We start from the raw sequence: 17,213 nt of genomic DNA, 5'->3' as shown, positions 1-17,213 counted from the left end.
GTCAGACATCCCTCCGCTCGAAATCGATGCGCGGGTCGATCCATGTGTAGATGAGGTCGGAGATCAGTCCGACGAAGAGGCCGATCAGCGAGAAGATATAAAGCGTGCCGAAGACGATCGGATAATCGCGGTTGACGACCGCGAGATAGCCGAGCCGGCCGAGACCATCGAGCGAGAAGATGTTCTCGATCAGGAGCGAGCCGGTGAAGAAGGCCGAAATGAAGGCGCCCGGAAAGCCGGCGATGACGATCAGCATGGCGTTGCGGAAGACATGGCCGTAGAGCACCTGCCGCTCGTTCAGCCCCTTGGCGCGCGCCGTCACCACATATTGCTTGCGGATCTCGTCGATGAAGGAGTTCTTCGTCAGCAGCGTCGTGGTGGCGAAAGCGGAAAGCGAAAGGGCGATCAGCGGCAGCGTCAGGTGCCAGAAATAATCGATGATCTTTTCCCACCAGGAGAGCTGGGCGAAATTATCGGAAACGAGGCCACGTAGCGGGAACCAATCCAGGAAGGAGCCGCCGGCGAAAAGCACGATCAGCAGGATGCCGAACAGGAAGCTCGGCACGGCATAGCCCACCACGATGATGCCCGAGGTCCAGACGTCGAAGGCCGAGCCGTCCTTCACCGCCTTGCGGATGCCGAGCGGGATGGAGATCAGGTAGGAGACGATCAGTATCCAGAAACCAAGCGAGATCGAGACCGGAAGCTTGTCGATGATGAGATCCAGCACCGACGTATTGCGGAAGAAGCTTTCGCCGAAATCGAAGCGGATGTAGTTCCACATCATTTCGAAAAAGCGGGTGAGCGGCGGCTTGTCGAAACCGAATTGCTGCTCGAGCTTCTTGATGAATTCGGGATCGAGCCCCTGGGCGCCGCGATAGCTGCCCTCGCTTCCCGACAGGCCCTGGCTCAGCATGTCGCCGCCGCCCGAAAGTCGGTCGCCCATATCCTGGCCCTGCAACTGGGCGATCACCTGCTCGACCGGGCCGCCCGGCGCGAACTGCACGACAAGGAAGGATATGGCCATGATGCCGATGATCGTCGGGATCATCAGCAGGAGACGGCGGAGAATATAGGCGCCCATCAGAGCTTCCTGCCCGTTGTCACCGGCATTGCTTCACCGCGTATCTGCGTGACGTTCAAAAGGCACTTTCCTCGTTTTCGATGCCGAATCATTCGATCCCATTTGGAACAGGTGCGGATGCGGGGTGCAAGCCTCGTCAGTTCGAGGCGTTCTTCGACCACCAAATGTCCGGGAAGCCAATGCCATATTCCGGAAGCCTTTCCGGATGCGTGATCTGATTCCAGTAAGCGATCTTCACCTCGCCGGAATAGAACATCGGAACGACGAAATGGTTGGCGAGCAGCACGCGATCCATCGCCCTGATCGCCGCCTCCTGCTCCTCTCGATTGGGCGCAAAGGTGATCATCTGGATGAGCTGATCGATGGCGGGATCGGCGATGCCCGCATAGTTGCGCGAGCCGGGCCTGTCGACGGATGCCGAACCCCAATAGTCCACCTGCTCATTGCCCGGATTCATGGTCTGCGCCCATAGGCCATACATCATGTCATAGTCGAAGCTGCGGACGCGATTTATGTATTGCGATGAATCGACTATGCGGAGCCGGGCGTCGATGCCGATCTTCTTGAGGCTTGCCACATATGGCTGGACGGTGCGCTCGAAGGACGGGCTATTGAGCAGGATTTCGAAGCTCATCGGCTGACCGGTCTTGGTATTCACCATCCGGTTGCCCTTGAGCTCCCATCCCGCCTCCTTGAAGAGCCCGACAGCCTTGCGCAGATTGTCGCGCACCTTGTTCGGATCTCCGCCAACCGGATTGGTATAGGGAGTGGTGAAGACCCGCGCCGGGACCTTATCCTTGAGGCCTTCGAGAATTTCCAGTTCGCGACCCTCAGGCAAGCCGGAGGACGCAAGCTCCGTCCCCCAGAAAAAGCTATCGACACGCTTCAAGCCGCCATAGGCGAGGTTCTTATTGATATCCTCGAAGTCATAGGCGTAGTTCAGCGCTTCGCGCACCCGCGCATCCTTGAATATGTCGCGCCGCATGTTCGGCACGAAAGCCTGCATCACGCCGGTGGCGCGGAAGGGGTTGGTCAACTCCTCGCGTATGATGCGGCCTTCCTTGACCGCCGCGAAATCATAGCGGGTGGCCCAGCGGCTGGAGCTGTTTTCCTGCATGTAATCGATGTTGCCTGCGCGGAAAGCCTCGAACTCGACATCCTTATCGGCGAAATAGGTGTAGCTGATCACCTTGAAATTGTTCTGGCCGATGTTGACGGGCAAATCCTTGCCCCAATAGTCATCCCGCAGCTCGTAGCGGATGGTCGAACCGGGCTGGAAGGATGCCATCTTGTAGGGACCGGATCCCATGGGGGGCTCGAGCGTGGTGCGCGAGATATCACGCTGCTTGCCCTGCGCATCCTTGCCCTCCCACCAGTGCTTCGGCAGCACCGGGAAATCGCCGACGATGGAAGGCAGCTCTTTATTGTTCTTTTCATCGAAACGGAAGGTCACCTCGCGGTTGCCGGTCTTTTCCGCTGCGGTCACATGCCGGTAGTAGCTCGAGAAGAGCGCGCTGTGTTCCTTCGCCTTGTCGAAGCTGAAGATCACGTCCTCCGGGGTTACCGGCTGGCTATCCGCCCATTTCGCTTCCGGACGAAGCCGGAAGGTCACCGACGACCTGTCCTCCGGATAGGAGAGCGACTCCGCCAGAAGCCCATAGGAGCCGAATACCTCGTCTTCCGAACGCTTCAGAAGCGTGTCGAAGATGCTGGAGATGCCGGCTGCGGGGGTGCCTCTATCGATATAGGGATTGAAGTTGTCGAACGTTCCCTCGCTGGAAAGACGCAGCTCGCCCCCCTTCGGGGCTTCGGGATTGACATAGGGTAGCTGTTTGAAATCCGCAGGCAGCTTGGGCTCGTCGAGGATGGCGATGGCATGCCGCCATTGCTGCTCCTGGGCCAGGGCGGCCGGCGCCGCCGATATCATCGCCAGAACGACCGCAAAGCCCGCCTTCAATCCCGGCAAAACCATCCGCATACCCCTTCGTCTTCGTTTGTTGCAGCGAAGCATAGGGCAAAAGGAGGCAAAAAACAGGAGCCGGCCGCTCACAACCGTTTTATTGCGGAACATCGCCTTGCGCCGATCTCCGTTTCACCAAATTCCTGTTTCACGATACATTCACAGGCGGGAAGTGATTTGTCCGGGGACGGCGGAATACAATGCACCTGATATCGAAAATCATTTTGCGGGCGGCGGCGGCCGTTCTTCTTTCGGGGAGTCTCGCGGGGCAATCGGTGGCGCAGGAAGGAAAACCGGCCAAGGAATTGTTCGGCGGCATGAAGTTGCCGAGCAGGTCCGACGCGCAATCCTTCGGCTTCTATTCCAAGGGCTGCATGGCGGGCGGCGTCGCGATCCCGACCGACGGACCAACCTGGCAGGCGATGCGTCTTTCGCGGAACCGACGCTGGGGCAACCCGCAGATGATCGCGCTGATCGAGCAGTTCTCGCGCGATGCCGTGGAAAAGGCGGGCTGGCCGGGCCTGCTCCTGGGCGACATTTCCCAGCCGCGCGGCGGTCCGATGCTCACCGGCCACGCCTCACACCAGATCGGCCTCGATGCCGATATCTGGCTGACGCCGATGCCCCAGCGCAAGCTGAGTTACCGCGAGCGTGAGGACACCTCGGCGATATCGATGCTTGCGAAGAACAAATTCCTGACGGTCGATCCTTCGATCTGGACACCGCAGCACGCCAGGCTGATCATGCTGGCGGCCAGCTATCCGCAAGTCGAACGCGTCTTCGTCAATCCGGCGATCAAGAAAAAGCTCTGCGATACCTGGACCGGCGACCGTTCGGCGCTTGGCAAGGTGCGCCCGATCTACGGCCACGACTATCATTTCCACATCCGCATCAAGTGCCCGGCGGATGCCGTCGGCTGCAAGGCGCAGGCTCCGGTCCCGGAGGGGGACGGCTGCGACAAGTCGCTCGCCTGGTGGTTCACCGATGAGCCCTGGGCAAAGCCGAAGCCCGATCCGAACAAGAAACCGGTCAAGCCGCGGCCGGTGGTCCTCTCCGACCTGCCGAAGGCCTGCGCCGTCGTGCTGGCCGAGCCCGCCCGGCCCGAAGAGGAGGCCACCTTCGGCACCGATGCCGTGGCCTTTTCCTCAGAACAGCCGCCGAGTGCGCCGGTGCAAAGCATCGAGGCGATCATCGGTGACGAACCCGCGGCCCTTGCGAACGTTCCCGTTCCGCTGCCGCGGCCGATGCGATGAAGCCTCTCCGGGCGTCGCCGACGCGATCGGCGGCACTTGCACTTTCCAAGGGCTGCAGCACGCGCTAGAAGGCCACTGCAAACGATTGAAATCGTCTCTCGGTGAGGAACCCCGCATGTCCGCCCAGCCCTGCATAGCGCTGATCGCGCACGACGAGAAGAAGGACGACATGGCGGAATTCGCCCGCCGTCACCAGGCCGCACTTTCCCGCTTCCGCATCGTGGCGACCGGCACCACCGGCGGGCGGGTGCAGGAAGCCTGTCCGGGGCTCGAGGTGACGCGATTGAAGAGCGGCCCGCTCGGCGGTGACCAGCAGATCGGCGCAATGATCGCCATCGGCGAGGTGGACATACTCATCTTCTTTATCGATCCCTTGAGCGCTCTTCCCCACGATGTGGACGTGAAGGCGCTGACCCGGCTCGCCACAGTCTACGATATTCCCATGGCGCTGAATCGCGCCACGGCCGAGCGACTGATCGATTTCCACTGAGACAACACGAGTTTGCCGATGGCCGACGTTTCGAAGACCGATAATCTTCCCTTCCCAATCCTGATCGGCGATATCGGCGGCACCAATGCCCGGTTCTCCATCCTGACGGATGCCTATGCCGAACCCCGGCACTTTCCGAATGTCCGCACCGCCGATTTTCCGACCATAGACGAGGCGATCCAGAAGACGGTGCTCGACACGACCTCCGTGCAGCCGCGATCGGCCATCCTCGCCGTCGCCGGACCGATCGACGGCGACGAGATCGATCTGACCAATTGCGACTGGATCGTGCGCCCGAAGGCCATGATCAGCGAGCTCGGCTTCGAGGACGTGCTGGTCCTCAACGACTTCGAGGCCCAGGCGCTAGCCGTCGCCTCTCTTCCGGCGGAATATCGCGAGCCGATCGGCGACAGCGGCGAGCCGCAGCTCGCCTCGCGCGTCGTCCTCGGGCCCGGCACCGGACTTGGCGTGGCCGGCCTGGTGCATGCCCAGCACACCTGGTTTCCGGTGCCCGGCGAGGGCGGGCATGTGGATATCGGGCCGCGTTCCGACCGCGATTTCCAGATATTCCCCCATATCGAGCGCATCGAAGGCCGCATTTCCGCCGAGCAGCTCCTCTGCGGGCGCGGTCTGGTCAACATCTACCGCGCGATCTGCGCTGCCGACGGCATCGACCCTAAACTCGCCATTCCCGCCGACGTGACGGCGCTCGGCCTCTCCGGCGACGACCGACAGGCGGCCGAAACCATCGAGCTCTTCGTCACCTATCTTGGCCGTCTGGCGGGCGACATGGCTCTAATCTTCATGGCGCGCGGCGGCGTCTATCTCGCAGGAGGCATTTCCCAGAAGATCGTCACCGCGCTGAAAAAACCGGAATTCCGTATCCAGTTCGAGGACAAGGCGCCGCATTCCGAACTGATGCGCACCATACCGACCTATGTCGTCACCCATCCGCTCGCAGCACCCGCAGGCCTTGCAAGCTATGCCCGCGCGCCCTCGAGCTACGGCATTTCCACCGACGGCCGCCGCTGGAGGCGCTGATCGGACGATTCTCGCCCTCGACGCTTTCAAAAGCCGCGTCGAAGGGCTAAGACGCCCGGCGCGTCATATTGCGCCCGACGGTAAAACCGGAATGGGAAGGCCTTTTTGAAAGCCGAGACCAAGAAGACGAAACGCCAGATCGATGCCGGCACCGTCAGCAGCGTGCTGAAGCGCATCATTGCCGAAAACGGCCGCGATCATATTCCCGGCTATGCCTTCGCGATCTTCTGCCTGGTGGTGATCGCCGGAACCACCGCCTTCACCGCCTGGATCATGGAAGCCGTGGTGAACGAGGCTTTCGCCAACAAACGCGCCGATGTGGTGGTTGCCATCTGCGGCGGCATTCTCGCCGCCTTCGTGCTGCGCGGCCTTGCCACCTACGGCCAGGCCGTTACGCTTTCGAAGATCGGCAACAATATCGTGGCGCGCTACCAACGCCGCCTCTATTCCCATTTGATGTCGCTTTCGGTCGGCTTTTTCGCCGAGGCTCGCTCGGCTCATCTGGCCGCCCAGGTGAGCCAGAACGTCAACGGCATCCGCGACGTCCTCAATCTTACCGTCACCTCCACCGCCCGCGACCTGCTTTCGCTGATTGCGCTGATCGGCGTCATGATCAGCAAGGACCCCATTCTTTCGCTGATCATTCTCGTCGTGGCGCCGGCGCTCATCTATTCGCTACGCATCGTTTCCCGGAAACTGCGCAAGGCGACGGTGGAGGCCGTCCATCTCAACAGCCATGTGCTGGGGGCCATGCAGGAGACGATCCAGGGCATCACCATCGTCAAGGCCTTCACGATGGAACGGGAACTGAACAGCAAGGTGGACACCATCATCACCGCCGCCGAAGGCCGCGCAAACCGCATAGCGAGGCTTTCGGAGCGCACCGCGCCGCTGACCGAGACCTTCGCGGGGCTGGCGATCTCCGGCGTGCTCGCCTATGCCGCCTTCCGCTCGATCTACCACGATATTCCCCCTGGCGCTTTCTTTGCCTTCGTGACGGCCCTGCTGATGGCCTACGATCCGGCGCGACGGCTCGCAAAACTGCAGGTGCAGATGGAGCGCGCCGTCGCGAATGCCCGCATGATCTATGCCCTTCTCGACCTGCAACCGCAGCAGCGCGAGCAACCGGATGCGAAGGACCTCGTGGTGTCCGATGCTAGGATCGAGCTGCAGGGTGTCGCTTTCGCCTATGCGAACGGCGATCCGATCTTGAAGGGGGTCGATATCGTCGCTGAAGGGGGCAAGACCACGGCCCTGGTCGGCCCCTCGGGCGCCGGCAAATCCACCATCATCAACCTCATACCCCGCTTCTATGACCCCACTGAGGGCCATATCCTGATCGACGGGCAGGATATCACGACCGTCACCAAAACCTCGCTCAGGCACAGCCTCGCCTATGTCTCCCAGCAGCCCTATCTCTTCGAAGGCACGATCCGCGACAATATCCGCTACGGGCGGCCGGATGCGACGGACGCGGAAATCGAGGAAGCCGCGAAACTGGCGCATGCGCACGACTTCATCCTCGCCCAGCCCAAGGGCTATGACACGCCGGTCGGCGAAAACGGAGTGACGCTTTCCGGCGGGCAGCGCCAGCGCCTGTCGATCGCCCGCGCGCTGGTGCGCAGAGCGCCGATCCTGCTTCTCGACGAGGCGACCTCCGCCCTCGACAACGAATCGGAAGCCGCCGTGCAAAAGGCGCTGGAGACGGCCATGACCGGCAGAACCGTGATCGTCATCGCGCACCGGCTCTCGACCGTCGTCAAGGCGGACAAGATCGTCGTCATGCATGAGGGCCGGGTGATGGAGGAAGGGACACATGAGACGCTTGCGAAGCGCAAGGACGGTCTTTACGCTCGCCTCAACAACCTGCAGGCGCCCGGAACCGGGCAGCTTGCCGGAGCATGACAAGGTGTTACAGGAACGGGATGACGCATGAGCGGCAATGACATGAAACTCGTGGTGGTCGGCGCCGCCGGTCGGATGGGCCAGACCCTGATCCGCATCATCCACGAGACCGAGGGCGCAATCCTGCATGCCGCCATCGAGCGCGAAGGCTCTCCCTTCATCGGCAAGGATGCCGGTGAGCTTGCAGGCGTTGGCCCGCTCGGCGTACCGGTGACCAGCGATCCGCTGGCCGCCTTCCTGCATGCGGAGGGCGTGCTCGATTTCACCGCGCCGGCGGCAAGCGTCGCCTTTGCGGGGCTGGCCGCCCAGGCACGCATCGTGCACGTGCTCGGCACGACCGGCTGCTCGGCGGAAGACGAGGAAAAGATCAAGGCCGCTGCGCGCCACGCCCGCGTCGTCAAGTCCGGCAATATGAGCCTCGGGGTGAACCTGCTCGGCGTGCTGGTCGAACAGGCCGCCCGCGCCCTGCCCGCGGCGGGATGGGATATCGAGGTCGTCGAGATGCACCACAAGCACAAGGTCGACGCCCCCTCCGGCACCGCGCTCCTATTGGGCGAAGCGGCCGCCAAGGGGCGCGGGATCGAACTTCCGGCGAATGCGGTCAAGGTCCGGGACGGGCACACGGGCGCCCGCGAGGCCGGTACCATCGGCTTTGCGACGCTGCGCGGCGGCTCCGTCGTCGGCGACCATTCCGTCATCCTCGCCGGCGAGGGCGAACTCGTCACGCTGTCGCACAGCGCGCGTGACCGCTCCATCTTCGCCCGCGGCGCGGTTGCGGCGGCTCTCTGGGCGCGCGACAAGAAGGCCGGTTATTATTCCATGCTCGATGTTCTCGGGCTCTCCCACTGACATTTCCTGGAGGAATTTCATGAGCGGTACCCTCGTCCTCGTTCGCCACGGCCAGAGCGAATGGAACCTCAAGAACCTGTTCACCGGCTGGCGTGACCCGGACCTCACGCCGCTCGGCATCCAGGAAGCCGAAACCGGCGGACAGGCGCTTGCCGATACCGGCATCAAGTTCGACATCGCGTTTACGTCCGTGCTGAAGCGCGCCGAGGACACGCTGAAGATCGTGCTCGACAAGGTCGGCCAGCCCGGTCTCGAAACCATCCGCGACCAAGCACTCAACGAACGGGACTACGGCGATCTCTCCGGTCTCAACAAGGACGATGCCCGCGCCAAGTGGGGCGAGGAGCAGGTGCATATCTGGCGCCGCTCCTATGACGTTCCGCCGCCCGGCGGCGAGAGCCTGCGCGACACGGGCGCACGCGTCTGGCCCTATTATCTGACCGAGATCCTGCCCCGCGTGCTGCGCGGCGAGACGGTACTGGTCGCCGCACACGGCAATTCGCTGCGCTCGCTGGTGATGGTGCTCGACAAGCTGAGCAAGGAGGAGATCCTCAAGCTCAACCTCGCGACCGGCGTTCCGATGGTCTACAGGCTGAACGCCGACTCCACCGTGGCCTCCAAGGAAGTTCTCGGCGACATGTCCGGCGCGCATTGAGCGCGCCCTGGTCGAGAGCACTCCTCAATTTTCGATCGTGAACTGCACCCGATCGGCCGCGAACCGGGTGATGGCATATTGCACCGGCACGCCTTCGGTATCCGTGTTCAGCGCACGCGTCACCAGCACGATTGCCCCCGGTGACAATTTGAGATCGGCAAGATCACCGCTATCCGCGTGGGTAGCCGTGATCTCGGTCGCGGCACGGAGATAATCCGACAGGCCGAGCTTTCCGAAAGCGGCGGTTATGGAGCCGCTGTCGCGATAGGCCTGCTCCAATCCCCGGAACCTTTCGGCCGGAAACCATGCCGTCGAGCGCGCAACGGCCCGGCCATCGGCCTTGCGCACAATCTCCAGGCGGATCACCGATGCGCCCTCCGGAACTTGCAGGCGGGCGGCAAGCTCGGCAGAGGCAGGCTCCTCGGCGGAATGGAGCAGAAGGCCTTCCTTCTCCCGCGCCTGGTCTCCGATCCCCTCAATGAAGCGAGTTCGCCGGCGGATCGGGAAAGTCAACCGCTCCTTGCGCTCGATCAGCGTGCCCCGCCCCTGCATGGGGCGGACGATGCCCTCCTGCGCCAGCGCGGCAAGCGCGCTTCTCACGGTGTGGCGATTGACCCCGAATTCGGCGGCGAGCGCCATTTCCGGAGGCACTTTGCCAGTCGCGTCGTAATCGCCATTGGCAATCGAGGTGCGGATGCGGTCGGCGATCTGCCGCCACAACGCCACCCCGTTCTGCCGTTGAACGTTCGAATGTCCCTTGTCCATGTCACATGCTTGTTACGTTTGCGGGTTACCAGTATAGTAACTTGTATGGTTGTCTATATCAATAGACATTTGAGGACCTGACAATGGATATTGCAGAACAAACAGGGCCGGACCAGGCGGAGCGCCGCCGGACCGTCGGCCTGCTCGCGCGCGCGACACCCGGCGAGCTTCGAACGGCCTGGGAAACCCTTCCGGAAAAACCCGAGGCGAAGCCTATCCGCGGCCCCGAGACCGGGCTGGTAATGGTGCGCGGCCGCATCGGCGGCGGCGGCGATCCCTTCAATCTGGGCGAGGCGACGATAACCCGCGCGACGGTGATGCTGGCCTCCGGCACGGCCGGGCACGCGCAGGCGCTCGGCACGAATAAGGAAGCCGTCCGGCTCGCCGCCATTTTCGATGCGCTGTGGCAGGAGCCCGGCACGCGCGATTTCGTCGAAAGAGAACTCCTGTCGCCCGCGGAAGCCCGGCTTGCCGCCGAGGACGAGCGGAAGGCGCAGGAGACGGCCGCCACCCGCGTCGATTTCTTCACCATGGTACGGGGAGAGGACTGATGAACATAAAGACCGCAGCTTTAACCGGCGGCTTCAACGATCCCGTCTTCCAATCCCAAAGCGTGTTCCGCAAGCTCATGGACGGCATGGCCCGTCCGGGCAGCATCCACCACGTGGAGGATGCGATGGGGCAGCCGGAGCCGCTCGGCGCGGCCGCCGGCGCCATCGCGCTGACGCTGCTGGACCATGAGACGTCCGTATGGCTGAGCGTCGGGCTTGCGAAATCACCGGCCGCAAACTGGATCGGCTTCCACACCGGCGCGCCGATCACCCGGGAAAAGGCCGAGGCCCGCTTCGCCTTCGTGGAAGCCGGCGCGACCATCGCCTCGTTCGGGCTCTTCTCGGCCGGCACGCAGGAATACCCGGACCGCTCCACGACGATCATCATAGAAGTCGCGGAATTCGATGCCGGCGAGACCCTCACGCTTTCAGGACCCGGCATCCAGAGATCCACCACCATTTCCATCGCCGGGCTGCCGGAAGTCTTCCAGCGGCTCTGGGCCGACAACCGGGCGCTTTTCCCGCGCGGCGTGGACGCGGTGCTGACGGCCGGCAGCCGTTTCCTGTGCCTGCCGCGCACGACCAGGATCGCCGCTTCACGGGCAGGAGAATAAGCCATGTATGTTGCCGTCAAGGGTGGCGAGACCGCCATCAGAAACGCCCATCGGCTGCTTGCCGATCGACGCCGGGGCGACCGGACGCTGCCTTCCGTCACCATCGAGCAGATCGTCGAACAGCTCGGCCTTGCGGTCGACCGCGTGATGGCGGAGGCCTCCCTCTACGACCGGCCGCTCGCCGCACTCGCCGTCCGCCAGTCGCGCGGCGACCTCATCGAAGCGATCTTCCTGCTGCGCGCCTACCGCACCACCCTGCCGCGCTTCGGCACTTCGGTGCCGATCGATACGGCGAAGATGCTGGTGGAGCGGCGCGTCTCGGCCACCTACAAGGACCTGCCGGGCGGCCAGCTTCTCGGCCCCACATTCGACTATACCCACCGCCTGCTCGACCCCTCGCTGATCGCCGACACCCCCGTCGAGGAGCCCGAGCGGCGGGAAGCCACGGGCGATGCCGTCATGCGCGTCGCCGATATTCTCGCCCATGAGGGCCTGATCGAATCCGACGGCGAGTTCCCGGAAGACCATCAGGCGGGCGATATCACCCGCGAGCCGATGGAATTCCCCATGCCTCGCGATCTGCGTCTGCAGTCGCTTGCCCGCGGCGATGAGGGCTTCCTGTTGGCGCTCGGCTATTCCACCCAGCGCGGCTATGGCCGCACCCACCCCTTCGTCGGGGAAATCCGGATCGGCGAGGTGGAAGTTGAAATCGAGGTTCCCGAACTCGGCTTTTCCGTCTCGCTCGGCCGCATCCAAGTCACCGAATGCCAGATGGTCAACCAGTTCAAGGGCTCGGCCAAGGCGCCGCCGCAGTTCACCCGCGGCTATGGGCTCATCTTCGGTCAGAGCGAGCGCAAGGCGATGAGCATGTCGCTGGTCGATCGCGCGCTGCGGGCGGAAGAGTTCGGCGAGGACATCACCGCGCCGGCGCAGGATGAGGAATTCGTCATCTCCCATTCCGACAACGTGCAGGCGACGGGCTTCGTGGAGCACTTGAAGCTGCCGCATTACGTCGACTTTCAGGCCGAACTCGCGCTGGTGCGCAAGATGCGCGCCGATATCGAAGCCGCCCGTAACGGCGACAACCCCATGCAGGAGGCTGCCGAATGACGGACCTTGCCAGCTACAATTTCGCCTATCTGGACGAGCAGACGAAGCGCATGATCCGTCGGGCGATCCTGAAGGCGATCGCCATTCCGGGCTATCAGGTACCCTTTGCTTCCCGCGAAATGCCGATGCCCTACGGCTGGGGAACCGGCGGCGTGCAGGTGACCGCTTCCATCATCGGCCCGGACGACATCCTGAAGGTGATCGATCAGGGCGCCGACGACACGACGAATGCGGTCTCGATCCGAGCCTTCTTCGAGAAGGTCGCGAATGTCGCGGTCACCACCCATACGAAGGAAGCGACGATCATCCAGACCCGCCACCGCATTCCCGAGCAGAAGCTCGGGGAAGGCCAGGTGCTGGTCTATCAGGTGCCGATTCCGGAACCTCTGCGCTTCCTCGAACCGCGGGAAACCGAGACGCGCAAGATGCACGCGCTTGAGGAATATGGCCTCATGCATGTGAAGCTCTACGAGGATATCGCCCGCAACGGCCGGATCTCCACCACATATGCCTATCCGGTGAAGGTCGCCGGGCGCTACGTCATGGACCCGTCGCCGACCCCCAAGTTCGACAATCCGAAGATGCACATGTCCGATGCGCTGCAACTCTTCGGCGCCGGGCGCGAAAAACGCATCTATGCGGTCCCGCCCTATACCGACGTGGTCAGTCTCGATTTCGAGGATCACCCGTTCGAAATTCAGAAGTTCGAGCAGCCCTGCGCGCTCTGCGGCGCAAGAGGCGTCTATCTCGACGAGGTGGTGCTCGACGACAAGGGCGGGCGCATGTTCGTCTGTTCCGATACCGACCATTGCGAGGAACGCCGAGAGGAAGGCCATACCGGCGAGATGCCGAGCCAGGAGGCAGCAGAATGACCGACACACCGCTCCTCAAGGTCAATTCCGTTTCGAAATTCTACGGCCAGCGGATCGGCTGCAAGGATGTCTCCTTCGATCTCTGGCCGGGCGAGGTGCTCGCCATCGTCGGCGAATCCGGCTCGGGCAAGACGACCCTCCTCAACTGTATCTCGACCCGGCTTATGCCCACGGCGGGCAGCGTCGAATACCGCATGCGCGACGGCAATTTCCGCGACCTCTATCACATGGGAGAGGCCGAACGCCGCTTCCTGATGCGCACCGACTGGGGCTTCGTGCACCAGAACCCCGCCGACGGGCTTCGCATGACGGTCTCCGCCGGCGCCAATGTCGGCGAGCGGCTGATGGCGGTCGGCGACCGGCACTACGGCAAGATAAGAGATACGGCGAGCGATTGGCTCACCCGGGTCGAGATCGGCACCGACCGCATCGACGATCAGCCTCGCGCCTTCTCCGGCGGCATGCGCCAGCGCCTGCAGATCGCCCGCAATCTCGTGACCAATCCCCGCCTCGTCTTCATGGACGAGCCGACCGGCGGGCTCGATGTCTCGGTGCAGGCCCGCCTGCTCGACCTGGTTCGCGGCCTGGTCAACGATCTCGGCCTCGCAGCGATCATCGTCACCCACGACCTCGCCGTCGCCCGTCTCCTCTCCCACCGGATGATGGTGATGAAAGATGGCTTCGTCATCGAGCACGGTCTGACGGACCGGGTGCTGGACGACCCACGCGAGCCCTACACGCAATTGCTCGTTTCATCGATCCTTCAGGTGTGAGGAAAACAAAGATGGCCACGCCCCTCGTCGTCTCCGAAGTCTTCAAGAGCTTTACCATGCATCTGCGCGACGGCATCCGTCTGCCGGTCGTCAACAATGCCAACTTCTCGGTCGCAAGCGGCGAATGCGTCGTGCTGGGCGGACCTTCCGGCATCGGCAAGAGCTCGATCCTGAAGATGCTCTACGGCAACTACGCCGTCGATGCCGGGCAGATCCTCGTCGATCATCGCGACCGGATCGTGGATATCGCCACCGCCGATCCGCGCGCCATCCTTGACGTACGCCGGCACACCATGGGCTATGTCAGCCAGTTCCTCCGCACCGTTCCGCGCGTGCCGGCCCTGGATGTCGTGGCCGAACCGCTTGTCGCGCGCGGCGTGGAGGCGGCGGAAGCGAAAGACAAGGCTTCCGAACTGCTTGCCAGGCTCAATTTGCCCAGGGAACTCTGGGGGCTGCCGCCCGCAACCTTTTCCGGCGGCGAGCAGCAGCGCGTCAACATCGCCCGCGGCTTCATCACAACTCACCAGATCCTGCTTCTCGACGAGCCGACCGCTTCGCTCGATGCCGTCAACCGCCGCGTGGTGGTAGAGATGATCCGGCAAAAGAAGGAGGCCGGCGTTGCACTCCTCGGCATCTTCCACGACGAGGAAGTGCGCGAGGCGGTCGCCGACCGGATCCTCGATGTGGCGCAATTCTCCCCCCGGAAGGTGGCGGCATGAGCGTCAAGGTCGGACTTGAGCCGGCGATCCATCAAAGCGCCAGCGTCAAGAACTCCACGATCGGGCGCTATACCGAAGTCTCCGAGCGGTGCCGCATCGAGGAGGCCGAGATCGGGGACTATTCCTACGTCATGCAGGACGGCTCGATCTGGTGCGCGACGATCGGCAAGTTCGTCAACATCGCCGCTTCCGTGCGCATCAACGCCACCAACCATCCCACCTGGCGCGCGACACTGCATCATTTCACCTACCGCGCCGCCAATTACTGGGACGACGCCGAAAACGAAGAGGATTTCTTCAAATGGCGGCGGGATCAGCGTGTCGTCATCGGTCATGACGTCTGGATCGGCCACGGTGCAACAATCCTGCCGGGCGTAACGGTCGGCAACGGCGCGGTGATCGGCGCCGGCGCTGTCGTCTCCAAAGAGGTCGCTCCCTACACGATCGTCGGCGGCGTGCCCGCGAAACTCATCCGCCAGCGTTTCACGAAAGAGGCGGGCGAGCGCATGGACCGGCTCGCCTGGTGGGATTGGGATCATGCGAAATTGCGTGATGCGCTCGATGATTTCCGAACCCTTTCAGCAGAGGACTTTCTGTCCCGACATGGCGCATGAGCGCGTCATAAAACTGTGACGCGATTGTCGCGGGACTGAAACAAAACCGACATTCAAGCTTCATGAAGGGCGACTAATCGAACTTCATGAAACTGCTGGACAGGCGAGAGACCATGAAGTTCGAACGGAGAACCACCCCCCGCCGTTTCGGCGACCGCATCGCGGTCAACGCCGTAAACGTCGAAATTCCCCAGGGCCAGATGGTCGGCATCATCGGCCGCTCCGGCGCCGGCAAGTCCACGCTTCTGCGCATGATCAACCGCCTGCAGGAGCCGAGCTCAGGTTCCATTCATTTCGGCAGCGTCGAAGTCTCTGGTCTCAAGGGGGCTGCGCTGCGCAACTGGCAGCGCGACTGCGCGATGATCTTCCAGCAGTTCAACCTGGTGCCTCGCCTCGACGTGATGACGAATGTGCTGCTCGGCCGTCTCAATCATCGCTCAACGGCTCTCAGCCTTCTCAAGATATTCAGCCGCGACGAGCGCGTCATGGCGATGGCGGCGCTCGAACGGCTCGGTATCGAACAGACGGCGCTGCAGCCGGCCGGCACGCTTTCCGGCGGACAGCAGCAACGCGTAGCGATCGCCCGGGCGCTGATGCAGGCGCCCAAGATGGTGCTCGCCGACGAGCCGATCGCCTCTCTCGACCCGCTGAACGCCAAGATCGTCATGGATGCGCTGCGCGGCATCAACGAGCGCGAAGGCATCACCGTCGTCACCAACCTGCATACGCTCGATACGGCGCGCAGCTATTGCGAGCGCATCATCGGCATGGCTGCCGGCCGCGTCGTCTTCGACGGCCCGCCCCATGAGCTCACCTCCGCCGCGGTGCGGGAGATCTACGGCTCCGACAAGGACGGCGCCGGCATCGATGAAACCATGACGTCGACGAGCCTGGAGCCGGTACGCGCCGCGCAGGCCGCCCCATCCGGCCGGCTGGCCGAAGCCGCCGTCATGCGCTGATCCGTTTCCGGCCGATCAAGGGGATGACGGCCGAAAGACTGATGCCACTCATTTCACCAAAGGAGACTTCCATGTCTGCAATCCGCAAAATCCTGATGGCCACGATCGCCATCGCAGCCGTTGCCGGCCAGGCCGCTCACGCCCAGGACGTCAAAGTCCTGCGCATCGGCCTCGACGGCGGTGAAAACGAAGCCGACCAGGTTCGCCGCACCGAGTGCGTGAAGGACGGTCTGGTGAAGGCCACCGGCGTCTCGGAAGTCCAGCTCTTCCCGTCGCCGAACTACAACGGCGTCATCCAGGGCCTGCTCGGCGGCACGCTTGACCTCGCCGTCATGGGTGCTTCCTCCTATGCCTCGATCTACCTCAAGGACCCGAACGCCGTCACCCCGGTTCTGACCACCAAGCAGGCCGACGGCTCGACCGGCTACTACTCGATCATGGTCGCCCGCAAGGACTCGGGCATCAAGACGCTCGCCGACGCCAAGGGCAAGAAGCTCGGCTTCGCCGATCCGGATTCCACCTCCGGCTACCTCGTGCCGAACGTCTCGCTGCCCAAGGACATTGGCGCGCCGGTCAAGCAGTATTTCGCTTCGACCGATTTCGGCGGCGGCCATGAAAACCTCGTTCTCGGCGTTCTCGACAAGAAGTTCGATGTCGGCACCACGTTCGGCTCCGGCACCGGCGACTGGTCGCAGGGCTACACCTCCGGCAACCTGCACATCATGGTCTCCAAGGGCCTGCTCGACATGGACGACATCGTCGAAGTCTGGAAGTCGCCGCTCATTCCGAACGGCCCGCTGATGGTTTCCCAGAAGCTGCCGGCCGACATCCAGAAGAAGGTCACCGCCTATTTCGCCGAACTGCCGAAGACGGACAAAGGCTGCTTCGACAACTTCACGGGCGGCGGCTATGTCGATTGGGCACCGGTCGACCAGAGCTTCTACCAGACGATCATCGACGCTCGTAAGTCGGTCATCGGCGGCTGATCTTTCACCCGAA

The 17,213-nt window shown here is 63.1% G+C and carries 18 protein-coding genes; 15 read left to right on the top strand and 3 right to left on the bottom strand.

The window, feature by feature from the left end:
- Position 1: 1 nt before the first annotated feature.
- Entirely contained in the window at positions 2-1,084 is a 1,083-nt protein-coding gene (locus YH62_RS09255) for a microcin C ABC transporter permease YejB (protein WP_046793916.1), read from the bottom strand.
- A 136-nt stretch (positions 1,085-1,220) separates the two neighbouring features.
- Positions 1,221-3,011, bottom strand: coding sequence for an extracellular solute-binding protein (locus YH62_RS09250; protein WP_245282078.1), 1,791 nt, complete (start codon positions 3,009-3,011; stop codon positions 1,221-1,223).
- 233 nt (positions 3,012-3,244) lie between these two features.
- Between YH62_RS09250 and mepA the strand changes: the two genes are divergently transcribed.
- The 6 genes from mepA (at position 3,245) to YH62_RS09220 (ending at position 9,237) form a co-directional block, all read left to right on the top strand.
- Positions 3,245-4,297 (top strand): penicillin-insensitive murein endopeptidase, encoded by a 1,053-nt coding sequence (gene mepA / locus YH62_RS09245; RefSeq protein ID WP_046793915.1) that lies wholly within the window; start codon positions 3,245-3,247, stop codon positions 4,295-4,297.
- A gap of 115 nt (positions 4,298-4,412) precedes the next feature.
- Positions 4,413-4,787: a methylglyoxal synthase gene (locus YH62_RS09240; RefSeq protein WP_046793914.1), complete on the top strand. Its 375-nt coding sequence runs from the start codon at positions 4,413-4,415 to the stop codon at positions 4,785-4,787.
- Positions 4,788-4,805: 18 nt separating this feature from the next.
- Positions 4,806-5,828: a glucokinase gene (locus tag YH62_RS09235; RefSeq protein ID WP_046793913.1), complete on the top strand. Its 1,023-nt coding sequence runs from the start codon at positions 4,806-4,808 to the stop codon at positions 5,826-5,828.
- 105 nt (positions 5,829-5,933) lie between these two features.
- Complete coding sequence (locus YH62_RS09230; RefSeq protein ID WP_046793912.1) at positions 5,934-7,733, top strand: ABC transporter ATP-binding protein; 1,800 nt, start codon at positions 5,934-5,936, stop codon at positions 7,731-7,733.
- Positions 7,734-7,760: 27 nt separating this feature from the next.
- The gene (gene dapB / locus YH62_RS09225; RefSeq protein ID WP_046793911.1) at positions 7,761-8,582 is read left to right on the top strand and encodes a 4-hydroxy-tetrahydrodipicolinate reductase; all 822 of its coding nucleotides are present in this window, start codon (positions 7,761-7,763) and stop codon (positions 8,580-8,582) included.
- A 19-nt stretch (positions 8,583-8,601) separates the two neighbouring features.
- Positions 8,602-9,237 carry a 2,3-bisphosphoglycerate-dependent phosphoglycerate mutase gene (locus tag YH62_RS09220; RefSeq protein WP_046793910.1) on the top strand — a complete coding sequence of 212 codons (636 nt, stop codon included), beginning with the start codon at positions 8,602-8,604 and terminating at the stop codon, positions 9,235-9,237.
- A 24-nt stretch (positions 9,238-9,261) separates the two neighbouring features.
- Here the strand turns inward: YH62_RS09220 and phnF are convergent, their stop codons facing one another.
- Complete coding sequence (gene phnF, locus YH62_RS09215; protein WP_046793909.1) at positions 9,262-10,002, bottom strand: phosphonate metabolism transcriptional regulator PhnF; 741 nt, start codon at positions 10,000-10,002, stop codon at positions 9,262-9,264.
- An 83-nt stretch (positions 10,003-10,085) separates the two neighbouring features.
- Here phnF and phnG point away from each other — a divergent pair, with 83 nt between their 5' ends.
- The 9 genes from phnG to phnD all read left to right on the top strand — a co-directional run bounded on the left by phnG (position 10,086) and on the right by phnD (position 17,200).
- Positions 10,086-10,553 (top strand): phosphonate C-P lyase system protein PhnG, encoded by a 468-nt coding sequence (gene phnG, locus YH62_RS09210; RefSeq protein WP_046793908.1) that lies wholly within the window; start codon positions 10,086-10,088, stop codon positions 10,551-10,553.
- On the top strand, positions 10,553-11,167 hold the full coding sequence (gene phnH, locus YH62_RS09205) for a phosphonate C-P lyase system protein PhnH (protein WP_046793907.1): 615 nt from the start codon (positions 10,553-10,555) through the stop codon (positions 11,165-11,167). Before phnG ends, phnH begins: the two co-directional genes overlap by 1 nt.
- A 3-nt stretch (positions 11,168-11,170) precedes the next feature.
- Positions 11,171-12,277, top strand: coding sequence for a carbon-phosphorus lyase complex subunit PhnI (locus YH62_RS09200; RefSeq protein ID WP_046793906.1), 1,107 nt, complete (start codon positions 11,171-11,173; stop codon positions 12,275-12,277).
- On the top strand, positions 12,274-13,149 hold the full coding sequence (locus YH62_RS09195) for an alpha-D-ribose 1-methylphosphonate 5-phosphate C-P-lyase PhnJ (protein WP_046793905.1): 876 nt from the start codon (positions 12,274-12,276) through the stop codon (positions 13,147-13,149). The genes YH62_RS09200 and YH62_RS09195 overlap by 4 nt, the downstream gene beginning before the upstream one ends.
- Positions 13,146-13,922: a phosphonate C-P lyase system protein PhnK gene (phnK, locus tag YH62_RS09190; protein ID WP_046793904.1), complete on the top strand. Its 777-nt coding sequence runs from the start codon at positions 13,146-13,148 to the stop codon at positions 13,920-13,922. Before YH62_RS09195 ends, phnK begins: the two co-directional genes overlap by 4 nt.
- Positions 13,923-13,933: 11 nt before the next feature.
- Positions 13,934-14,641, top strand: coding sequence for a phosphonate C-P lyase system protein PhnL (gene phnL / locus YH62_RS09185; protein ID WP_046793903.1), 708 nt, complete (start codon positions 13,934-13,936; stop codon positions 14,639-14,641).
- Complete coding sequence (locus YH62_RS09180; RefSeq protein ID WP_046793902.1) at positions 14,638-15,255, top strand: DapH/DapD/GlmU-related protein; 618 nt, start codon at positions 14,638-14,640, stop codon at positions 15,253-15,255. Before phnL ends, YH62_RS09180 begins: the two co-directional genes overlap by 4 nt.
- Positions 15,256-15,368: 113 nt before the next feature.
- Positions 15,369-16,214: a phosphonate ABC transporter ATP-binding protein gene (gene phnC, locus YH62_RS09175; RefSeq protein WP_046793901.1), complete on the top strand. Its 846-nt coding sequence runs from the start codon at positions 15,369-15,371 to the stop codon at positions 16,212-16,214.
- Positions 16,215-16,285: 71 nt separating this feature from the next.
- The gene (gene phnD / locus YH62_RS09170; RefSeq protein ID WP_046793900.1) at positions 16,286-17,200 is read left to right on the top strand and encodes a phosphonate ABC transporter substrate-binding protein; all 915 of its coding nucleotides are present in this window, start codon (positions 16,286-16,288) and stop codon (positions 17,198-17,200) included.
- Positions 17,201-17,213 lie beyond the last annotated feature (13 nt).

It is taken from the genome of Rhizobium sp. LC145, from assembly GCF_001005825.1.
GTDB lineage: Bacteria > Pseudomonadota > Alphaproteobacteria > Rhizobiales > Rhizobiaceae > Neorhizobium.
Note: the sequence above shows the minus strand (reverse complement) of the source record. Positions and strands in the feature narration are given on the sequence as shown.